The sequence below is a fragment of the Paenibacillus sp. YYML68 genome, from assembly GCF_027923405.1.
Classification (GTDB): Bacteria; Bacillota; Bacilli; order Paenibacillales; family NBRC-103111; genus Paenibacillus_G.
On record NZ_BQYI01000001.1, the window covers coordinates 4432536 to 4450239 of the forward strand.

Genomic DNA, 17704 nt, shown 5'->3' on the forward strand with positions numbered 1-17704 from the left:
CGCTTAGTCGAAGTCGTACCGCTGCTCCCGCCACGGATCTCCGTACATATGATACCCGTTGCGCTCCCAGAAGCCCGGCTTGTCGGTGGCCATGAACTCGATGCCGCGTAGCCACTTCGCACTCTTCCAGAAGTACAGATGCGGGACGACCATCCTCAGCGGGTAGCCGTGGTCGGGCGTCAATGGCTCGCCGTTATGCTTGATGCCGAAGAACGACGTCTCCATGAGGAAGTCCTCCAGCGGCAGGTTCGTCGACCAGCCATGCTCGGCATGCAGCATGACGTATTTCGCCTCCGGCTTCAGCTTCACACGTTCCATGACGGTCGATACGGCGATGCCCTCCCAGACGTTGTCCAGCTTCGACCAGGTCGTCACGCAATGGATGTCGTTCCTGAACTCACGCATCGGCAGCGCCATGAACTCCTCGTAGCGGAAGACGACGTCCTCCTCGACGAGCCCGAATATACGGAAGTCCCACTTGCTTAGGTCCCGATAGTGCGGCGTCTGACCGTAATGAAGCACCGGGAAGCCGTCCGTCAACGTCTGTCCGGGTGGAACGCGGTCCTCCTCCGGTCGAGGAGCGATAGAATGCTCGTTGCTGTTCATAAAATCCCCTCCTTTTTGTTCATAAAAAGTTTACGCGCCTCGCGATCTACACAGCTTACAAGCCTGCCCATGATGTGGTAATATTAAGGGTGGCGCAGCTTCATCCGCCTACTTCGGCTTATATGGGTGTGGAGGAATTATTCGAATGTCCAAGTGGAAGATAGCCATGCTGATTGGCTCAACCTTACTATTTATTGCGTTCGTCGTCTTGGCGATCGCCTATGAATCGACTTATTATTTACACATTGCCAGCGCCTTGCCGATTCTCATCGTGCTCTGGCTGCCGGATACCGAGAAGCATCAATACATACGCGGCAAGCATAAGAAGAACGTTCGCCTTGTTGTTCACCATACGGGCGAGCATGGCAAGCTCACGATTACGTTCCCTGCCGGCTACGTCCAGTGGAAGAAGAGCAAGGTGCTGTATTTCCATCTCGACAGCTTGACGCGAGAGCAGACTGCAGCGACAGCAGCTGGCGACTTCACGCCAGCTTCGCTGGCCGTCCTCCCCTACGATCTGACGGCGCATCCGCGCAAGTCAGGCTGGATCGGCATCAATCTGGAGCATCTGGCCGACCGAACCGCCGGGATGTCCGTCACCACGAGCGAGATTACGCAGCTCGTCCTGCAGCTTCGCGACGTCGAGCAGCTGGCGATCCAGCACATGTCGAGCGCCGCTCCCGTCGTCCGCAAGGGCAACCAGATGCAGGCTTGACTGTCATACGGTTGGATCGGCTGAATGATTTGCATAGGTTGTATGGCAAAAGCAGAGGAACGCGCCGCCGATGGGCGCGTGAGACCTCTGCTTTTTATTTCGTGCTGATCGTCACTCAGGTCGATGAAGACTGAACGATATAGGCGGCGAGTGTCCGCACCATCGCCCCTGTGCCGCCTGCCGGCTCCGTTCCGCGCTCGCTCCACAGCCATGCGGTACCGCCCGTGTCCAGATGCACCCAAGGCGTATCCTCGGCGAAAAATCCGATAAACAAGCCGCCCGTAATACAGCCGGCCCACCGATCCCGTCCGGTCGCATTCTTAATGTCTGCGATGCGGCTCTTGAGCATGTCCCGATACTCGGGGTAATTCGGCAGCGGCCACACCTTCTCATCCGCGTTCCGCGCGGCGTCGAGCACGTGCTGCAGCAGACTGTCATTGTTCGTTACGGCCCCGGTCGCCACATCCGCGAAGGAGACGAGCACCGCTCCAGTCAGCGTCGCCACGTCGATCAGCTTCGTCGCGCCGAGCTGCTTCGCATACAGCACGCCGTCGGCGAGCACTATTCGGCCCTCGGCGTCCGTGTTGAGCACCTCAACCGTCTGTCCGTTCATCAGCGTCACGATGTCGCCGGGCTTGAACGCTGTGCCCGACGGCATATTTTCGGCAGCCGGGATGACGATGACGACGTTGACGGCCGGCTTCAGGCGGCCGAGCACATGGACGAGGCCGAGCAGTACCGCCGCACCACCCATGTCGCTGACCATCTCCTCCATCCCCTCCGGCTTCTTGAGGGAGATGCCGCCTGTGTCGAAGGTGATTCCCTTGCCGACCAGGCCGAGCACCTCGGACGGGTGTGACGGGGCGGACGGATCAGAAGGATCGGATTCGTCGCCTTCAGGCGCGCCCTCGTAGCGGATGGCGATCATCCGCGGCGGGTTCACGCTGCCTTGACCGACAGCGGCGAGGCCGCCCATGCCGTGCTCGCGGATCGCTTGCTCCTCGAGCACGGTGCAAGCGAGCCCGTAGCGGGCGGCGAGGCTCACCGCCGCCCCCGCCAGCTCTGCCGGCCCGAGGTAATTGCCGGGCAGGTTGGTTAAGTCTCTCGCCGTATATACGGCGAGAGCGATCGCCTCTGCGGCCTCGAGCGCCTGCGCGAGGCCGGGCTCGTCCGCGCTGCCTGCGGCCAGCAGCGCGACGCTGCGCAGCGCCGGCGGCGGGGCATCGCCCTCCCCGCCGCCGGCGCTGCCGCGGGCATAGCTCGGCATGCGGTAGCTGCCGAGCCACAGCCCTTCCGCGAGCGCCTGCACGCGCTCGCGCAGCTCATCCGCGCGCTCCGCGTTCGCGCGCGGCAGCGGCGCCGCAAGGCGCTCCAGCCGGAGGCTGAGCGCCTTGCGGGCCGCGTAGACGCCGGCGCTGCGCCAGCCGGCGGCGCCGCTCGTGCGGGCGGCTTCGCCGAGCCCGCACAGCAATAGGGCCTGATGCTTCGCCATCAGGCCGCACGTGTACACGGCCTCGGTCTCCCCGAGGCCGGCCGTGAACTGTCCGCGCGCAGCGAGAGCGCGGACCGTCTCCTGCAGCGGAGCCGGCACGTCTACGCCGGCCTCCGCTGCCCAGCTGCCCGCGAGCAGCTCCTCGCGGGTCACGAACAACACCAGTGCGTCGGACTCCGCCTCCGACGCCTCCAGCGGCTGCAGCTCGATGCGCAGCTGCAGCTCCTGCGTTACATATTGCGCATAAGCATCCATTCGCAGCACTCCTCTTCAACATTAGCCTATTAGCGGCTAGAGGCTCCGCTCACTCCACGGCCTCTCACTCACTCGCTCGCTCAACCGCATTAGCGCACCTTTCGTGCGCTATCCGCTCACTCCTCGGCCTCTCACTCGCTCGCTCAACCGCATTAGCGCACCTTTCGTGCGCTATCCGCTCACTCCTCGGCCTCTCACTCGCTCGCTCAACCGCATTAGCGCACCTTTCGTGCGCTATCCGTTCACTCCACGGCCTCTCACTCGCTCGCTCACCTGCGTTAGTGCACCTTTCGTGCGCTATCCGCTCACTCCTCGGCCTCTCACTCGCTCGCTCAACCGCATTAGCGCACCTTTCGTGCGCTATCCGCTCACTCCTCGGCCTCTCACTCGCTCGCTCACCTGCGTTAGCGCACCTTTCGTGCGCTATCCGTTCACTCCACGGCCTCTCACTCGCTCGCTCACCTGTGTTAGCGCACCTTTCGTGCGCTATCCGCTCACTCCTCGGCCTCTCACTCGCTCGCTCAACCGCATTAGCGCACCTTTCGTGCGCTATCCGCGCACTCCTCGGCCTCACACTCGCTCGCTCACCTGCGTTAGCGCACCTTGCGTGCGCTATCCGTTCACTCCACGGCCTCTCACTCACTCGCTCACCTGCGTTAGCGCACCTTCCGTGCGCTATCCGTTCACTCCACGGCCTCTCACTCACTCGCTCGCCCTCGTTAACGCACCTTCCGTGCGCTATCCGCTCGCTCCACAGCCTCGCAATGCCTTACAGCCGATCCCCCACCTTATAATAATCCGAAGCCGCCATCACAACCTCGCGCATCGGCAGGTCATACGGACAGAGCGGCTCGCACAGCGGCTTCTCCTTACAGGGCTCATGATCGGCACAGGACAGAATCTTCTCCTTGTTCTTCTGGTAGAAGCCGTCACCCTTGGGCAGCAGACCGAACGTCTTGCGTACTTGACTTGAGATCATAATGTCCGGGATCGCGATGCCGACCGGACACTGGCAATAGTTACAGCGGCGGCAATTGTGCTCACCGAGCTCGGACGCCAGCTGCTCCAGCTCCGCACGCTCCTCATCGCCGACCGCCGTACGCATCGCCGCGATGTTCTCCTTCACTTCGTCCACACTGACCATACCGGAGATGGTCACGTGTACATTTTGACTGAACGGATAACGAAGCGCCTTATCGACAGGCTGAATAAAGCCGCCGGACAGCGGCTTCATCGCCGTCTTGCCCATATCCAAGCGCGTCAGCTCCGGAATGAGCTCATCCAGCGCGAACGGCTGTGCGAGACTGAGATGGAACAGCACCTGATCGAACTGCTCCTTCTGAATCCACTTCACGAGCAGGTCCGGACGATGACCCGTAATGCCGATGAACCGGATATGACCCTTGCGCTTCAGCTCCAGCGCTGCTTGGTAAGCGCCGTCCTCCGCCATCGCGTCCTTGAACTCCTGCGGTCTGTTTACATAATGAATTTGCAGCAGATCGATGACGTCCGTCTTCATCCGTTCCATGCTGCGCTGCATCTCTTCCATCGCAGACTTATAATCCCGCTTCGCCGTCTTCGTCGCGAGGAAATAATCAGCTCGCCTATGAGAGATGCATTCCCCGATGATCTCCTCACTGTTCCGATAGCCTGCCGCTGTGTCGATATAATTAATGCCTTGATCCAGTGCATAATTGAGTGTCTCTCTCGCCTGCTCCAGTGGAACGCTCGGCAAATTCATCGCCCCAAAGCCTAACGAAGAAACCTTGTATCCAGTTTTCCCAAAAGTTGTGTAACGCATAACGTCCGTTTCCCCTCCCCGGTTAGTTGATCGCGCCTAGCGCTTAACGACTAGATAAGTACTGCTCAATTATAGTCGATCAATTCTGAAATTACACCCTAGCCGGAGCGAGGGTACAGAGGATCGCTAGGTGGTACACGTTTAGATTAGCACATACAGATCACCGTCAGCGCCGGCTTGTACTGGAACAAGGCGCGATTCGATCTTCAACAGCTCCCACAGCTGAACCTCCTCTCTACTTGCACTATTGTTCATGCTCAACTACGCTTGCGAGCCTCCACCTGAAGCGCTTCATTCGCGCGCTGCAGCAGCGTCTTGTAGCCGCTCACCCGAGCCGAGCTTAAGGAGCTCTCACGATCCAGTGCGTCGGCGATTCGCTCGAAATTATCTACCAAGTGCTCCGGCCCCATGCCGAATCTACCTAATATTCCGTTCAGCCACAGCGCATAGTCCGTGAATACGTCCTCATTGGACAGCTGGTAGGCGGTATCCAGATGCTTCATATGATGCACGTTATCTTCCCAGCACTTCTGCTTTCCCCGCTCCCCATACCGCTCGAGCAGCTGCGGATTCGCCTCATAGATCGAGGCTGTCACTTGGCTGGCCAATCGTTCGTGCGCTTCATGAAGAATGCCTGGCTGCACTTCTCCGCCTTCAGTGCTGTGCTCCAAGCGATCGCTATTGCCGCTCATTGCGCCACCACCTTGTATCGTTTAACGGTCGGTATAATCGCGGCCAGCTCCTGGTCCGGATATTTCCGCTCCAGCTCATGAATACGCTTGAAATCATCACTCGTCACCCAGCGCAAGTAATGCTCCTTACTCTCCCACTGCATATGCACCGTCAGCTCCCCAGCGCTCGCCTCGCTCTGCCATAGCTGGAAGCCGATGAAGCCCGGCGCATTGTCAACGAGCCGCGACCGATTCCGATACAGGCCGATCACCTCCTCTGCCTTCCCTTCAGGCACCTCTACAATCGAATGAACAATGTACATTTTATATCTCCCCCTGAAATAACAGCCTCCGAGCTTTGTCGGAGCGGTTATGGTAAGCCTCGAATCGAATCCTTCTTCCCATCATACCAATAGTGCGGCACGGGGAAAAGCAACCTACCCCAACACCCAACGCTCACTTCAAAGAAACAGCTCCACAACAAGTAACGCCTAGCCACAAAAAACACCCCGAAGCAAGCCATCGGCCTGTACGGGGTGTGAGTCAGAGACAAATCTATGCGTTCTAGTCCCGAACATCGTCCTCAGCCTGCTTGCCGCTGGACTCGTCCAATTCGTAGAAGCTGCATTAATCATCGTCCTTTTTCTGCTGCTCTTGCTTCTTCCTTGCCTCTTCCTGCTTCTTACGCTCTTCCTCTTGCTTTTTCCTTGCCTCTTCCTGCTTCTTGCGCTCTTCCTCTTGCTTTTTCCGCGCATCTTCCTGCTTCTTGCGTGATTCCTCTTCAAGCTGCTGCTTCTTCTCCTCAGCCTGCTTCCTTAGCTCTTCGAGACGCTTTTCTTCCTCGCGCTTACGCTCCTCTTCCTTCTTCGAGCTTTCCGACTGCTTGCCGTTATTGGTCGCTGGCTTCTTGTCGTCATCGTCGTCATCCTTACCGTTGCCGCCAGAGGACGAAGTGCCGGGCTTACTGCTTCCCGGCTTCTGCTCAGAAGGACTGGCCTTCGAATTGCCCGTACTGTTCTTCTTATCGTCATCGTCTTTATCATCGTCATCCCGATCATTCGAGTTGCCCGTAGAAGGCTTCTTCGGATCGGTCTTCGTGCTGCCACCGGACGTTGTGCCTGTCGTACTGCCCGGCTTCGCGCTGCTGTTCGTCTTGCGGTCATCATCCTTGTCGTCCTTATCGTCGTCCTTCTCCTTGCTATCGGTCTGACCCGGCTTGGAGCTCGTGCTTGTCGACTTGGACCCGGAGTTGCCGGAGGACGTGGTGGAGCCGGTCTTGCTGCTCGTGCTTGATTTGGAATTCGAGCTCGAGCTTTTCTTCTCCGCTATCTTCTTGTCGAGCTCGCCGGATTTCTCCTCCTCCACGAGCTTCTTCAGATCCACCTTAGATGGCATGGGCTCCTGCTTGATCAGCTCCGCGACCTCCGGCTTATTTTTCACAACAGACATGACAGAGGTCTTCTTCAGCTCCTCCAGCGTCACGTCGGCACCGTTGCTCTTGGCGTGCAGGTACATCGCGTATTTACCGGCAGATACGTCGTTCTGGCTGGCCGCCTCCCGTATTTCCTTCGGTGCTGCGATGGCAGTCACCTGATATCGCTCGGTCTGCTGCGGGTGCGTCGTCTTGATATGCTTCGTAACCTGCTGCTTCACTTTATCGACAATCGCTTCATCGCTCATCTTAGTCCCGGAAGCAACGACAGTGCTCGCGATAACGATATCCGCCTCACCTGACGCCAGCGGCCCTTGCTCAGCCTCATCGAGGAGCCCCTCGGTCACCTGCACGAGACTCTTCCCCTTGTAATCGATTCCTTGAACAAGAGCCATACCGTCCTCATTGAGCCCCCGCAGCTCCAGCACCGTCTCCTCAATGTCAATTCCGATCTCGACACTAGGATTAATATCCATCGTTATGTAGGCGACGACCTCAGGACTGCCGAGCTTGCCATTGAAGCTTGCGAAGAGCACGAGGCAAAACACGACAGCCGCCGCAATCGCCGAGCGTCCTGCTATTGAGGGACTCCGCCAATTAATACCGGAATCCTCGGTGTATACAATCTCCTCACCGACCTCGCAGCTGCGCTTCTTGCGCGAAATTCGATCAAACTTGCCATCAGGCCGCATGATGATAAGATGCCGGTCTGTCATCTCCATCACAATTCCTCTATGCACGGGCGTCCCTCCCTTCCTCCTCGTCGTCTCTAATCTGCAGGTAATCCTTCAAGTACGGATATGGCCCGTTAAAGATCAGAGCGACAGCAATAATAAACTTCCGATTGCGCTCCAGCGTCTTCCTGGATACGTCCACCAGCGCTAGCAGCTCCTTGATCGGCAGCATGCGCTTCTGCAGCATCGTACGCATCAGCTCCGGATGTGCTGACAGCTGGCGTGCAATGAACAGCAAAGACTGCCGGGAGTCGTCATGCTTCGGAGATGCATCGACGAGCTCCTCGAACCTAATACCGAATTCGGACAAGCATCGACTTAAGTCGACAATTTCACTGCGTCGTTCGTCAATACCCTTCTGCTTCTCGAACTGCTCGATCGCCTGATGAACCTCAATCGGGTTGACCGTATTGTTCTCCTCATCCTCGACGTCGAACGTGCTGTATGGAACCTGCCCCGAGAACCGCTGCTCCTTGCGCACATAATCGATCAGCCGGCGGCGAATCACCTGCTCCGAGAAGCCGAGGAACGAACGCCCGGCCTGTGCGGAGAATTGATTGATCGCCTCATTGAACGCACCGAGCGCAATGCTGAACTCATCGTCCCTCGACGGGTCGACATAACGCTTGCAGAAGCGACTTGTGACCTTGGCCACATAAGGCTGGTAGTCCGTAATGAATTGATTGCGCAGTCGAATATCGCCTGCTTGAATCTGTAATACAATCTCCTCCGGAGTGCGCTGCTCCTCCGTGTCCGGCGACTGTCGTTTACCGAGAAATCTCTTGAATAAAACAAGCAGCAACCGTTCCACCTCACACTAATTTTTTCGCGACGTTGCGATCGTTTACGGGGGTTGACTTCGATCATCCCGTAACATACTGCATCAGGTTATTAATGGAAAAAACGTCCCTCTCACCTGCAGCCATACGGTACGCTTCGAGCCCTCGGCCCGAGACTGCGCATGTACAGCCTGCTCGCACACCTCCTGCCTGGACAGCTTCATAAGCCGGTTAACAGGAGGTGACGCAGGTCAAAGGGACGATGATAGGACGAGCCTATGGAATTCAATATAGCCGAATCAGGACATGCCCCGCAGCGGCTTCTTGCTCTTGAGCTTGTTCCTGCGCGTATTGAGCACCTGCAGCCGCTTCTTCAGCTGCTGCTCCCACTCCACGTCTCCGAGCTCCTTGGCAACAGTCAGCAGGTCGAGCGACATATCGATCTGATTGCGGACGACGTCGAGCGGCTCTTCATACTCATGATTCACGCAGTTCTCGAACAGCTCCGTCTGATCGCGATGATCTACATATTCTCCGAAGTCGACCTCAGGGGCGCCGTCCCCATGTGCGTACTCGGCTAAAATTTCGTACTCGTTCTCCACACTATGATGCACTTCAACCCGGTGGCACACCGGACAAAACAACAGAGGCACGTTGTGAATCTGCGTTCTGATATGCTTCAACGTTCCCTTCGTCCCCAACATGCTGGCTCCGCAGCAAAAACTCATCACATTCGCCTCCTGTTTTGTTACCTGCACTTCCGGCAGACCCACTTCACGATATATTCGACTTCAACTGTCAAAAATCCTTTTTTGACGCTTGTCTCCCGACCCGTTAAATGTTGGCTTGTCTAGTGATCACATGTCGAAAATTTGCTCAAAGCGGTATATTTACAAGCATCATTGTAAATTATGTAAATTGTTAATCCAGATACGAGGGGGCATGTAACGTGAATGCAACACCAACCTCCGGTTATGAGCTGCCGGATCGTTATGAGAAGGACATGCTGCAATTAATGGCCCGCGACTCCCACTCCATGCATGTGTATTGGGAGATCGGGAACCGGAAGCGCTGGCTCTGCTCGCAGCATTTCCAATGCGATTACGGTACGCTGCCGAAGGCGTTGCGCGTCTACGATGTGACGAGCGTCTATTTCAACGGAAGCAATGCGAACAGCTACTTCGATGTCAACGTTACGCCTGAAGCGAACAATTGGTACATCCATGGTCTTACACCAGGAGCTACGTATCTCGTCGATCTCGGTGTGTATTCGATCGAGCGACAATTCATTACGCTGCTTCGCTCCAATTGTGCAGCTACTGCACGTGACAGCGCTGCGCCATGGGGAGCTCCGCTTGTACCGGTGTTCGATGAAGCTGCTCACCCGATCGCCTTATTCCAGCGCTTGATGCCGCAGCACTTCGAGAACTTTAACGCTTACTCCAACTGTATGAAATGAGGTCACTCCAATATGATAAACCGCATCAAGGCAAAACCCGAGGTTAAAGGCTATCTCTCCCTGGTCCTACACGCTCATCTCCCTTACATCCGCCATGCGGACCGGGATGACTACATGGAGGAGCGCTGGTTCTACGAGGCGATGACCGAGACGTACCTGCCGCTCATCGACGTGTTCGATCGACTCACGAATGACGGCGTTGACTTCCGCATTACGATGTCCCTTACGCCTACACTGCTCTCCCTGATGGCGGACCGGCTCATGCAGGAGCGATATGCCGCCCATCTCGCCAAGCTGATCGAGCTGGCGGAACGGGAGATCGATCGCCTGGAGCAGGACCAGGGCCTGCAGCCGCTTGCCCGTATGTATGCGCAGCGGTTCCGTGAGCTGAAGGCGATCTACGAGTCGAGCGGCCGCAATCTCATTACCCGCTTCCGTCATTACCAGGACCTCGGCAAGCTCGAGATCGTCACCAGCGCGGCGACACACGGCTTCCTGCCGCTGATGAGGACGGAAGAAGCGATCACCGCTCAGATTAAGACGGCGGTGCGCCATTACGAGAAGCATCTGGGACGTTCGCCGCGGGGCATCTGGCTGCCGGAGTGCGGCTACACGCCAGGAGTGGACCGCATCTTGAAGTCATGCGGCCTGCAATACTTTTTCGCCGATTCGAAGGCAGTTGCCTATGCGTCACCGCGGCCGAACCGCGAGCTGCTCGCCCCGCTCATGACGCCGTATGGCGTCACCGCCTTCCCGCGCGATCCGGAGTCGTCCCAGCAAGTGTGGAGCTCGGAGAACGGTTATCCGGGCGATTACAACTACCGCGAATATTACCGCGACATCGGCTGGGATCTCGGCTGGGGCAGCGCAGAGGAGTGGGAATATATTCGCCCATATGTACTGCCGACGAACGAGCGCGTCAATACAGGCATCAAGTATTACCGGATTACGGGTAAGGGTAAGCACCGCGAGCCGTATAATCCCGAGTGGGCTCGCGAGCGGGCGGCTGAGCATGCGGGCAATTTCATGTTCAACCGCCAGAAGCAGGCAGAGCATTGGGATGCGCATCTAGACCGCAAGCCGATTATCGTGTCGCCGTATGACGCCGAGCTGTTCGGACATTGGTGGTACGAAGGACCGTTATGGATCGAGATGCTGTGCCGCAAAATTTTTCACGATCAGCACGAGCTGCAAATGATTACGCCTTCTGAATATTTAAACGAATATCCGATCGCCGACACAGGCAAGCTGAACGAATCGAGCTGGGGACGGAACGGCTCGGCGGAGGTATGGCTGCAGGGCGACAACGACTGGATCTATCGCCATCTGCACGAGGCGGAAGGACGCATGGTGCAGCTCGCAACGCGGCACGAGCATCTGGAGAGTCGTCCGCGGCTGTCTGCCTCGCTGCTCAAGCGCGCCTTGAATCAGGCGGCCCGCGAGCTGATGCTGGCGCAAAGCAGCGACTGGGCGTTCATCATGGACTCGAAGACGGTCGTCGATTACGCGTGCAAGCGAACGAAGAACCATCTAGGCTGCTTCCGCGCGCTGTGCAGCCAGATCGAGGATGGATATGTGGATGAGGCGTTCGTCGCCGAGCTGGAGGAGAAGGACAATATATTCCCGGACATCGATTACCGCGACTACGCGAGCATCTACCGAACGGCTCCTGTTGAGCTGATCCGCGATGAGGCGACATGGCGCACCGTTCTGCAGGAGACGAAGGATCGCGCCAACGTGTTCCTGCTCGCCTGGGAGTATCCGCCCAAGTACGTCGGCGGCCTGTCCCGCGCCGTATGCGATCTGGCGGAGGCGATGGCCGCACAGGGCGAGATCGTGCACGTCGTGACGAGCTCGCACTACGGCGCTCCGGCCTTCGAGAAGCGCAATGGCGTGTACGTCCACCGCGTGACACCGCTGTACTCGGCGGAGACGGACTTCTACCACTGGACGTTCGAGATGAACCTTGCGATGATCGACCACCTCGTGCAGTGGAAGGAGCATGGCGGCCGCATCGACCTGCTGCATGCGCACGACTGGATGGTGTATCACACGCTGCGCGAGATCAAGCTGAGCTACGGCATTCCTGCTGTCTGCACGATTCACGCCACAGAGTGGGGACGCAATCAGGGACGACTTAGCACCGAGCTATCCCGTAACATCCATCGGCTCGAGACTGGCCTCGCATACGATGCCGAGCAGGTGTTCGTGTGCAGTCAGGCGATGAAGCATGAGATTCAGCAGCTGTTCCATAAGGAGGAGTCGAAGGTGCTCGTCTTCCCGAACGGTGTGAAGCGCGCCGATGCGATGGAAGCGGCCACCTCGTGCCACAACCGTGATGCCGCCAAGCGGGAGCTTGGGGTCGAGCACGAGCACGTGCTCTATTTCGTCGGACGACTGGTTCATGAGAAAGGTGTGCAGACGCTCATCCATGCGATGCCAGGCATACTGAGCCGGGTGCCTAATACGGTGCTGTACATCAGCGGAGCAGGCCCGATGGAGAATGAGCTGAAGCAGCTGGCCGCTCATCTGGGCGACCGCGTCCGGTTCACAGGCTTCGCTCATAAGGAGCAGAAGCATACGCACTACTGCGCCGCAGACGTCTGCGTCATCCCGAGCCTGTACGAGCCATTCGGCATCGTCGCGCTGGAGGCGATGATGTATCAGCGTCCGCTCGTCCTGTCGGACACCGGCGGACTCGCCGAGATGATCGAGCACGGTGTAGACGGCTACAAGGCGCTGCCTGGGCATGTCGACTCGCTCGTCTACCATGTGACCGACCTGCTGCTGCAGCCACAGTTCGGACGCCAGATGGCGGAGCGAGCCTTCGCCAAGCTCGAGCAGCGCTACATCTGGGAGCAGCTCGTGAACAGCATCCGGGAGCAATACCGCAAGTTCACGCATGAGCTGCTGCCCGCAGCACCTGTCAAGCCCTAGGCGGCTTGACAGCGCCTGGTCCACTCGCCACCCGCGCCGAGTGGGCCGAGCGCTTCGGCCAGCGGCCGGATCCATTCTAAATAGCACCCTGGGCACATACAATGAACCATAACCAAGTCAGTCTGTACCGGTAAGCCCTTCGCCTACCAGAGTCGGACTACAGCTTATTGGACATCCCACAGAGCGAGAGGAGAGATGAACGGATGAAGCTGATCCCGATTGGCTCCAAGCAGATCCAGTACGTGCAGTACGACGACGAAGCGTCACAGATGCATATTCAGTATTACACGGGGCAAACGCATACGTGCACGAATATTGCACCCGACCAGTACAACATGCTGCTGCAATCTCCGAACCGGTACGACCTTATTATGAAAATGGCAGCTAGGCCTAACTTCCCTCCTCAAGCCTGACCGCTGCGGGAGTCCGATCCTAATCTCCCCAGCGTGCCGGGAGATTATTTTTTTGTCGCATAGCAATCGCTGTATATGGAAATAGTGGATGAGGGAACTATACCTTCGACAAATAATGTGGCTGCGAATCCGTTTTCATTCATTTTCACGGATTGACCGGCTTGGCATAAAACGGTATCTTAAAAAAGAAGGCATTCTGGATAAAGAAGGATGTGGACGTTTTGCCTAGACATCTCGTTATCGGGAACGGTAAGTTTTTGATCAATTTGGATCGCAACAACTACATGCGGGATCTGTATTATCCGTATGTGGGCCAATTAAACCATGTGGGCGGCTATCATTGCCGCGTAGGTCTATGGGTAGACGGAACGTTCTCATGGCTATCCGATCCGGATTGGAAGATTGAGCTCTCCTACGTGGAGGATTCACTGGTTACCGAGGTCCGGGCATCGCACTACCATTTGGGCATTACGCTTTACATCAATGATGCCGTTCATCAGCGTGAGGATATTTATCTCAAGCGGGTTCGTGTTCACAATCATTGGGACAAGGTGCGCGAGGTGCGCATGTTCTTCCATCAGGATCTCGTAATCAATGAGACCGAGGTCGGCGATACAGCCGCCTACTACCCGCTCAACAACACGGTGTTCCATTACAAGAAGGACCGCTACTTCATGTTCAACGGCTTGAGCGGCAGCGACGGTCTCTACCAGTATACGGCCGGGGTCAAGCGCTTCTATCATGCCGAGGGCACATGGCGCGATGCGGAGGACGGCAACCTGTCCTGCAACGCGATCGCTCAAGGCTCCGTCGACAGCACGATTTCACTTCGCACGCACGTCGCTCCGAACGAGGATGGATTGATCTATTACTGGATGACCGCGGGCAAGAATCTCGAGGAAGTGAAGAAGCTTGACGCCTACGTTAAGGAGAGCCACCCGGATAAGCTGCTTGAGCGTACGAAAATATATTGGCAGCGCTGGGTTAACAAAAGCGAGCGCGACTACGGCAACCTGACAGATGCCTGCGTTCGCATGTATAAGCACAGCCTGCTCATGGTTCGCACACAGACGGACGTGAACGGCGCCATCATCGCCGCTAACGACTCCGACATTATGCAATCGAACCGCGACCACTACAGCTACATGTGGCCTCGCGACGGCGCCTTGATCGCCTATGCGATGTCGATGGCCGGCTACCAGGGCATGATTACACCGTTCTTCCATTTCTGCGCGAACGCCCTGTCGCCGGAAGGCTACCTGCACCATAAGTACAACCCGGACGGCACGGTGGGCTCCAGCTGGCACCCTTACTTGAACGGTGACAAGGTGCAGCTGCCGATTCAGGAGGACGAAACGGCGCTCGTCCTGTTCGCGATGTGGCAGGACTACACGCGCCACGAGGATATCGAGCTCGCGCAATCGCTGTACCGGAACCTGATTCGCCGCGCAGCACGCTTCATGTCGAGCTACATCGAGCATGACCTGTCGCTGCCGAAGCCGAGCTACGATCTGTGGGAGGAGCGCTATGGCATCTTCACGTTCACCGCATCGGCTGTATACGGCGGCTTGATCGCCGCGGCGAACTTCTGCAGCCTGTTCGGTGACGAGGAGCGCTCGAGCCGCTACCGCCATACAGCGGAGAAGATCAAGACTGGCATCCTGAAGCATCTGTATTGTGAAGAGGAGCAGCGCTTCGTGCGCGGCCTATATCTTGAGGATGGGGTATGGGTGAAGGACCGCACGTACGAGAGCAGCGTCTACGGCATCTTCGAATTCGGCGTCCTGCCAGCCGACGACCCGCGCGTCGCCAGCACGATGCTGAAGAACCGCGACCGCTTGACGATCAAGACCGACGTCGGCGGCATCGCTCGCTACTACCATGACTACTACTTCCAGCGCTCCTCGGATATCGAGAAGGTGCCGGGCAACCCTTGGATCATCTGTACCCTATGGATGGCCGAGTGGGAGATCGAATACGCGAAGACACTCGCCGATCTCGAGTCGCCGCGCCGCACGCTCGAGTGGGTTGTCAAGCACGCAATGGAGAGCGGCGTCCTGTCCGAGCAGCTCGATCCGTTCACCGGCGATCCGGTATCGGTCGCACCGCTCACCTGGTCGCACGCCACTTATGTGCTGACCGTTGTGAAGTATACGGAGAAGTTCAAGAAGCTGCAGCAGCAGGCGTAAGGCTTCATTCGACACCTATTTCGACAGATGGCGGCTGCAAGTGCTGCTATAAGCGTATATGCCGAGCGTATGCTAGCAAGACGAGATATAGAACAGGCCCATGCGGTGAGCATGGGCCTGTTACGTATGCTCGGGGCAATAACAGTCGGTATTGACCGAACCATCGATTAAGCCCCTGCCTGTAAGCGTGGGGAGTCCTTACAAATCTTCCCCTATTTCAAACAAATGCTCCTTGACTTCCCCATCCTCACAAGTAAGCACAACCTTTACTTGCCGATCATCTTTCGTTTCAATTGTTGCACCTACTATATAAGGTCGATGTCCTTCGTATGCTTCAACCACATTCACATATAGTACATCATTTGCAGATTCGACTCGATTAAATAAATATGACAGTTCATTCACTGACGGATTATCTGGTCCCTTACCATAAATGAGCGTGTTCTCTTTGCTGCAAAAACTAAAAAGACTCAGTGTACAACGGCTACAGCTCCATCTCGTATGCCAAGTTCCATTCGGCTTATGACGCTGTAGCTGTTGAATATATGTTAACGGTTTACGTGTATCGAGCGCTTGGAGCTCTTCACTAGGCGTCACATTAGACTCAACCATCCGTTCCCCGCGGCTATGAAGAATCCAATCCACCGTCTGACCGCCAGCATTCTTAACAAGAAATGCTTCCACGAAATATTTGTCATGCCAGATAATTAATCGTCTCATCTGAATGCCAGCGTAAATAGACTCCTCCCATTCAACCCTCGTCAATGAATCAATACCAGAAAATGATCCATCCCAAACTGCTTCTACTTCGATTAGCTTATAATCATGCTGTTGGAGGTATCTGACCGTCCTCCCATTTGCCGGCGGTTGGTTCGAACCTTGAATAGCTACCGTATTGTGGGTCGCGGTATTTTTATAATAGTCATAATGTAGCGGTGCCCCATATCCTGTCGTTCCTAAATCCGGGGCGATCTCATCGCCGAATGCTGAAAAGTGAATGCCTAACTTATCGTAATGGTCATGCTCTCCGCCATACTTCCCATGCTTGATTAGCAAGTACTTTTGACCTGAGCCTCTAAATACAGTAAAGCCGGATGCATCATTGTCATGATAGTCTCTTAGTACATACTCAGGCGTCTCCGGTATATTCTCCACACCATATAAGAAGGCATCGATGTTATTTCGTTCGTGCGTCTGATAATACTGGTCGAGTAACCAGGCGTATTCCCAGTCTCCATATACCGCGAATGCAAATTCATAAAACTCCGGTAAATGATCATTTAGAATGTTTCCAACACCATCTCCAACCTTAGGCAAACTTAAGTCGGACTGCAAAAGTTGAATCGGCATACTAAGCATTTTTCTATATTCAGGACGCTGAAGCAAACCATAAGGGGTATGCCTAGCGAATTTTTCATATACCATAAATGCCTCTAGAGCAAAAAAATGGTAATGGAATGTTCCTTCAAACCAGAAATCATCATGCAGTACGCCATGTTCCAGCTGATACACAAGCCCATACTTCGAGTGAAGCGCATAGTCCACATAATCCGATCTGTTTAACAATATACCCAGAATGCCAAGACCCCCGCCAACAAGCACTTCATGGTTATGAATTTGATCCATCCTGTACGTCTTTAATACCTCCGCACATACAGTAAAAAGATCTTTCTCAATGAATAATTGTTGTTCTTCTGATAAGGTCTCCTTAATGATGTCATATCCCATTGCTAAACTGCGGATCCACATTGCTTCGCATAACGTTTGGGAATTAGCCTTACCCGGATTATTGTACGGAATTCCGCCATGGATCTCATAGCTTGGATAATAGCGCGCATATTGCACCAAAATGTCTTCAGCTTTATCCCTGAATGTTTCTGTACCGGTCAGCAGCCATAATAATGCTAAATCATAGCAACCATCTGCGTTCAGACCATTAACGTGTCTCCACCAGCCTCCGTCAAACGGTTCTCCTAGATGCACATCTGTACATAACGAACACCTGTGCTGCTCGCCTTCAGCATAAGTGAATTCTAATGGAACGGAGTGAATCGGACAATAATAATAGAGGCCCCAGGTAGCAAGCGCTGTTACGGGAACTTTAAGGTCATGTTGTAGTAATGGCTCAACACGATCTAGTAGTTTGTCAATGATAGCTCCGTTTCTAAGAGCTTTGTGACGGAGTCCGGTCACTTCCAGCTCTGTAAATTGGATCATGCTG

Annotated in this window: 14 protein-coding genes; 5 read left to right on the top strand and 9 right to left on the bottom strand. The window is 55.9% G+C overall.

Annotated features, from left to right (window positions below):
- Positions 1–3: 3 nt before the first annotated feature.
- On the bottom strand, positions 4–606 hold the full coding sequence (locus PAE68_RS19865) for a sulfite oxidase-like oxidoreductase (protein ID WP_281889858.1): 603 nt from the start codon (positions 604–606) through the stop codon (positions 4–6).
- A 145-nt stretch (positions 607–751) separates the two neighbouring features.
- Here PAE68_RS19865 and PAE68_RS19870 point away from each other — a divergent pair, with 145 nt between their 5' ends.
- Positions 752–1321, top strand: a complete 570-nt coding sequence (locus PAE68_RS19870; protein WP_281889861.1) for a hypothetical protein — start codon at positions 752–754, stop codon at positions 1319–1321.
- Positions 1322–1436: 115 nt separating this feature from the next.
- Here PAE68_RS19870 and PAE68_RS19875 read toward each other — a convergent pair whose 3' ends face one another.
- The 7 genes from PAE68_RS19875 to PAE68_RS19905 form a co-directional block, all read right to left on the bottom strand.
- Positions 1437–3068 (bottom strand): leucyl aminopeptidase, encoded by a 1632-nt coding sequence (locus PAE68_RS19875; RefSeq protein ID WP_281889862.1) that lies wholly within the window; start codon positions 3066–3068, stop codon positions 1437–1439.
- Between the two features lie 769 nt (positions 3069–3837).
- Complete coding sequence (locus tag PAE68_RS19880; protein ID WP_281889863.1) at positions 3838–4869, bottom strand: aldo/keto reductase; 1032 nt, start codon at positions 4867–4869, stop codon at positions 3838–3840.
- 257 nt (positions 4870–5126) lie between these two features.
- Positions 5127–5561 (bottom strand): hypothetical protein, encoded by a 435-nt coding sequence (locus tag PAE68_RS19885; protein WP_281889865.1) that lies wholly within the window; start codon positions 5559–5561, stop codon positions 5127–5129.
- Positions 5558–5863 (bottom strand): antibiotic biosynthesis monooxygenase family protein, encoded by a 306-nt coding sequence (locus tag PAE68_RS19890; RefSeq protein WP_281889867.1) that lies wholly within the window; start codon positions 5861–5863, stop codon positions 5558–5560. Before PAE68_RS19890 ends, PAE68_RS19885 begins: the two co-directional genes overlap by 4 nt.
- A 304-nt stretch (positions 5864–6167) precedes the next feature.
- Positions 6168–7712 (bottom strand): anti-sigma factor domain-containing protein, encoded by a 1545-nt coding sequence (locus PAE68_RS19895; protein ID WP_281889869.1) that lies wholly within the window; start codon positions 7710–7712, stop codon positions 6168–6170.
- A complete protein-coding gene (gene sigI / locus PAE68_RS19900) occupies positions 7705–8508 on the bottom strand; it encodes an RNA polymerase sigma factor SigI (RefSeq protein ID WP_281889871.1) in 804 nt (267 codons plus the stop codon). The genes PAE68_RS19895 and sigI overlap by 8 nt, the downstream gene beginning before the upstream one ends.
- A gap of 276 nt (positions 8509–8784) precedes the next feature.
- Positions 8785–9213, bottom strand: a complete 429-nt coding sequence (locus PAE68_RS19905) for a hypothetical protein (protein ID WP_281889873.1) — start codon at positions 9211–9213, stop codon at positions 8785–8787.
- Between the two features lie 221 nt (positions 9214–9434).
- Between PAE68_RS19905 and PAE68_RS19910 the strand changes: the two genes are divergently transcribed.
- The 4 genes from PAE68_RS19910 to PAE68_RS19925 all read left to right on the top strand — a co-directional run bounded on the left by PAE68_RS19910 (position 9435) and on the right by PAE68_RS19925 (position 15483).
- Positions 9435–9944, top strand: a complete 510-nt coding sequence (locus PAE68_RS19910) for a DUF4912 domain-containing protein (RefSeq protein ID WP_281889875.1) — start codon at positions 9435–9437, stop codon at positions 9942–9944.
- A 12-nt stretch (positions 9945–9956) separates the two neighbouring features.
- Positions 9957–12881: a 1,4-alpha-glucan branching protein domain-containing protein gene (locus PAE68_RS19915; protein ID WP_281889877.1), complete on the top strand. Its 2925-nt coding sequence runs from the start codon at positions 9957–9959 to the stop codon at positions 12879–12881.
- 203 nt (positions 12882–13084) lie between these two features.
- Positions 13085–13294, top strand: coding sequence for a KTSC domain-containing protein (locus tag PAE68_RS19920; RefSeq protein ID WP_281889879.1), 210 nt, complete (start codon positions 13085–13087; stop codon positions 13292–13294).
- Positions 13295–13515: 221 nt separating this feature from the next.
- Complete coding sequence (locus tag PAE68_RS19925; RefSeq protein ID WP_281889880.1) at positions 13516–15483, top strand: glycoside hydrolase family 15 protein; 1968 nt, start codon at positions 13516–13518, stop codon at positions 15481–15483.
- Between the two features lie 198 nt (positions 15484–15681).
- On the opposite strand, the gene PAE68_RS19930 is transcribed toward PAE68_RS19925, so the two are convergent.
- A complete protein-coding gene (locus PAE68_RS19930) occupies positions 15682–17700 on the bottom strand; it encodes a heparinase II/III domain-containing protein (RefSeq protein ID WP_281889882.1) in 2019 nt (672 codons plus the stop codon).
- Positions 17701–17704: the final 4 nt, after the last annotated feature.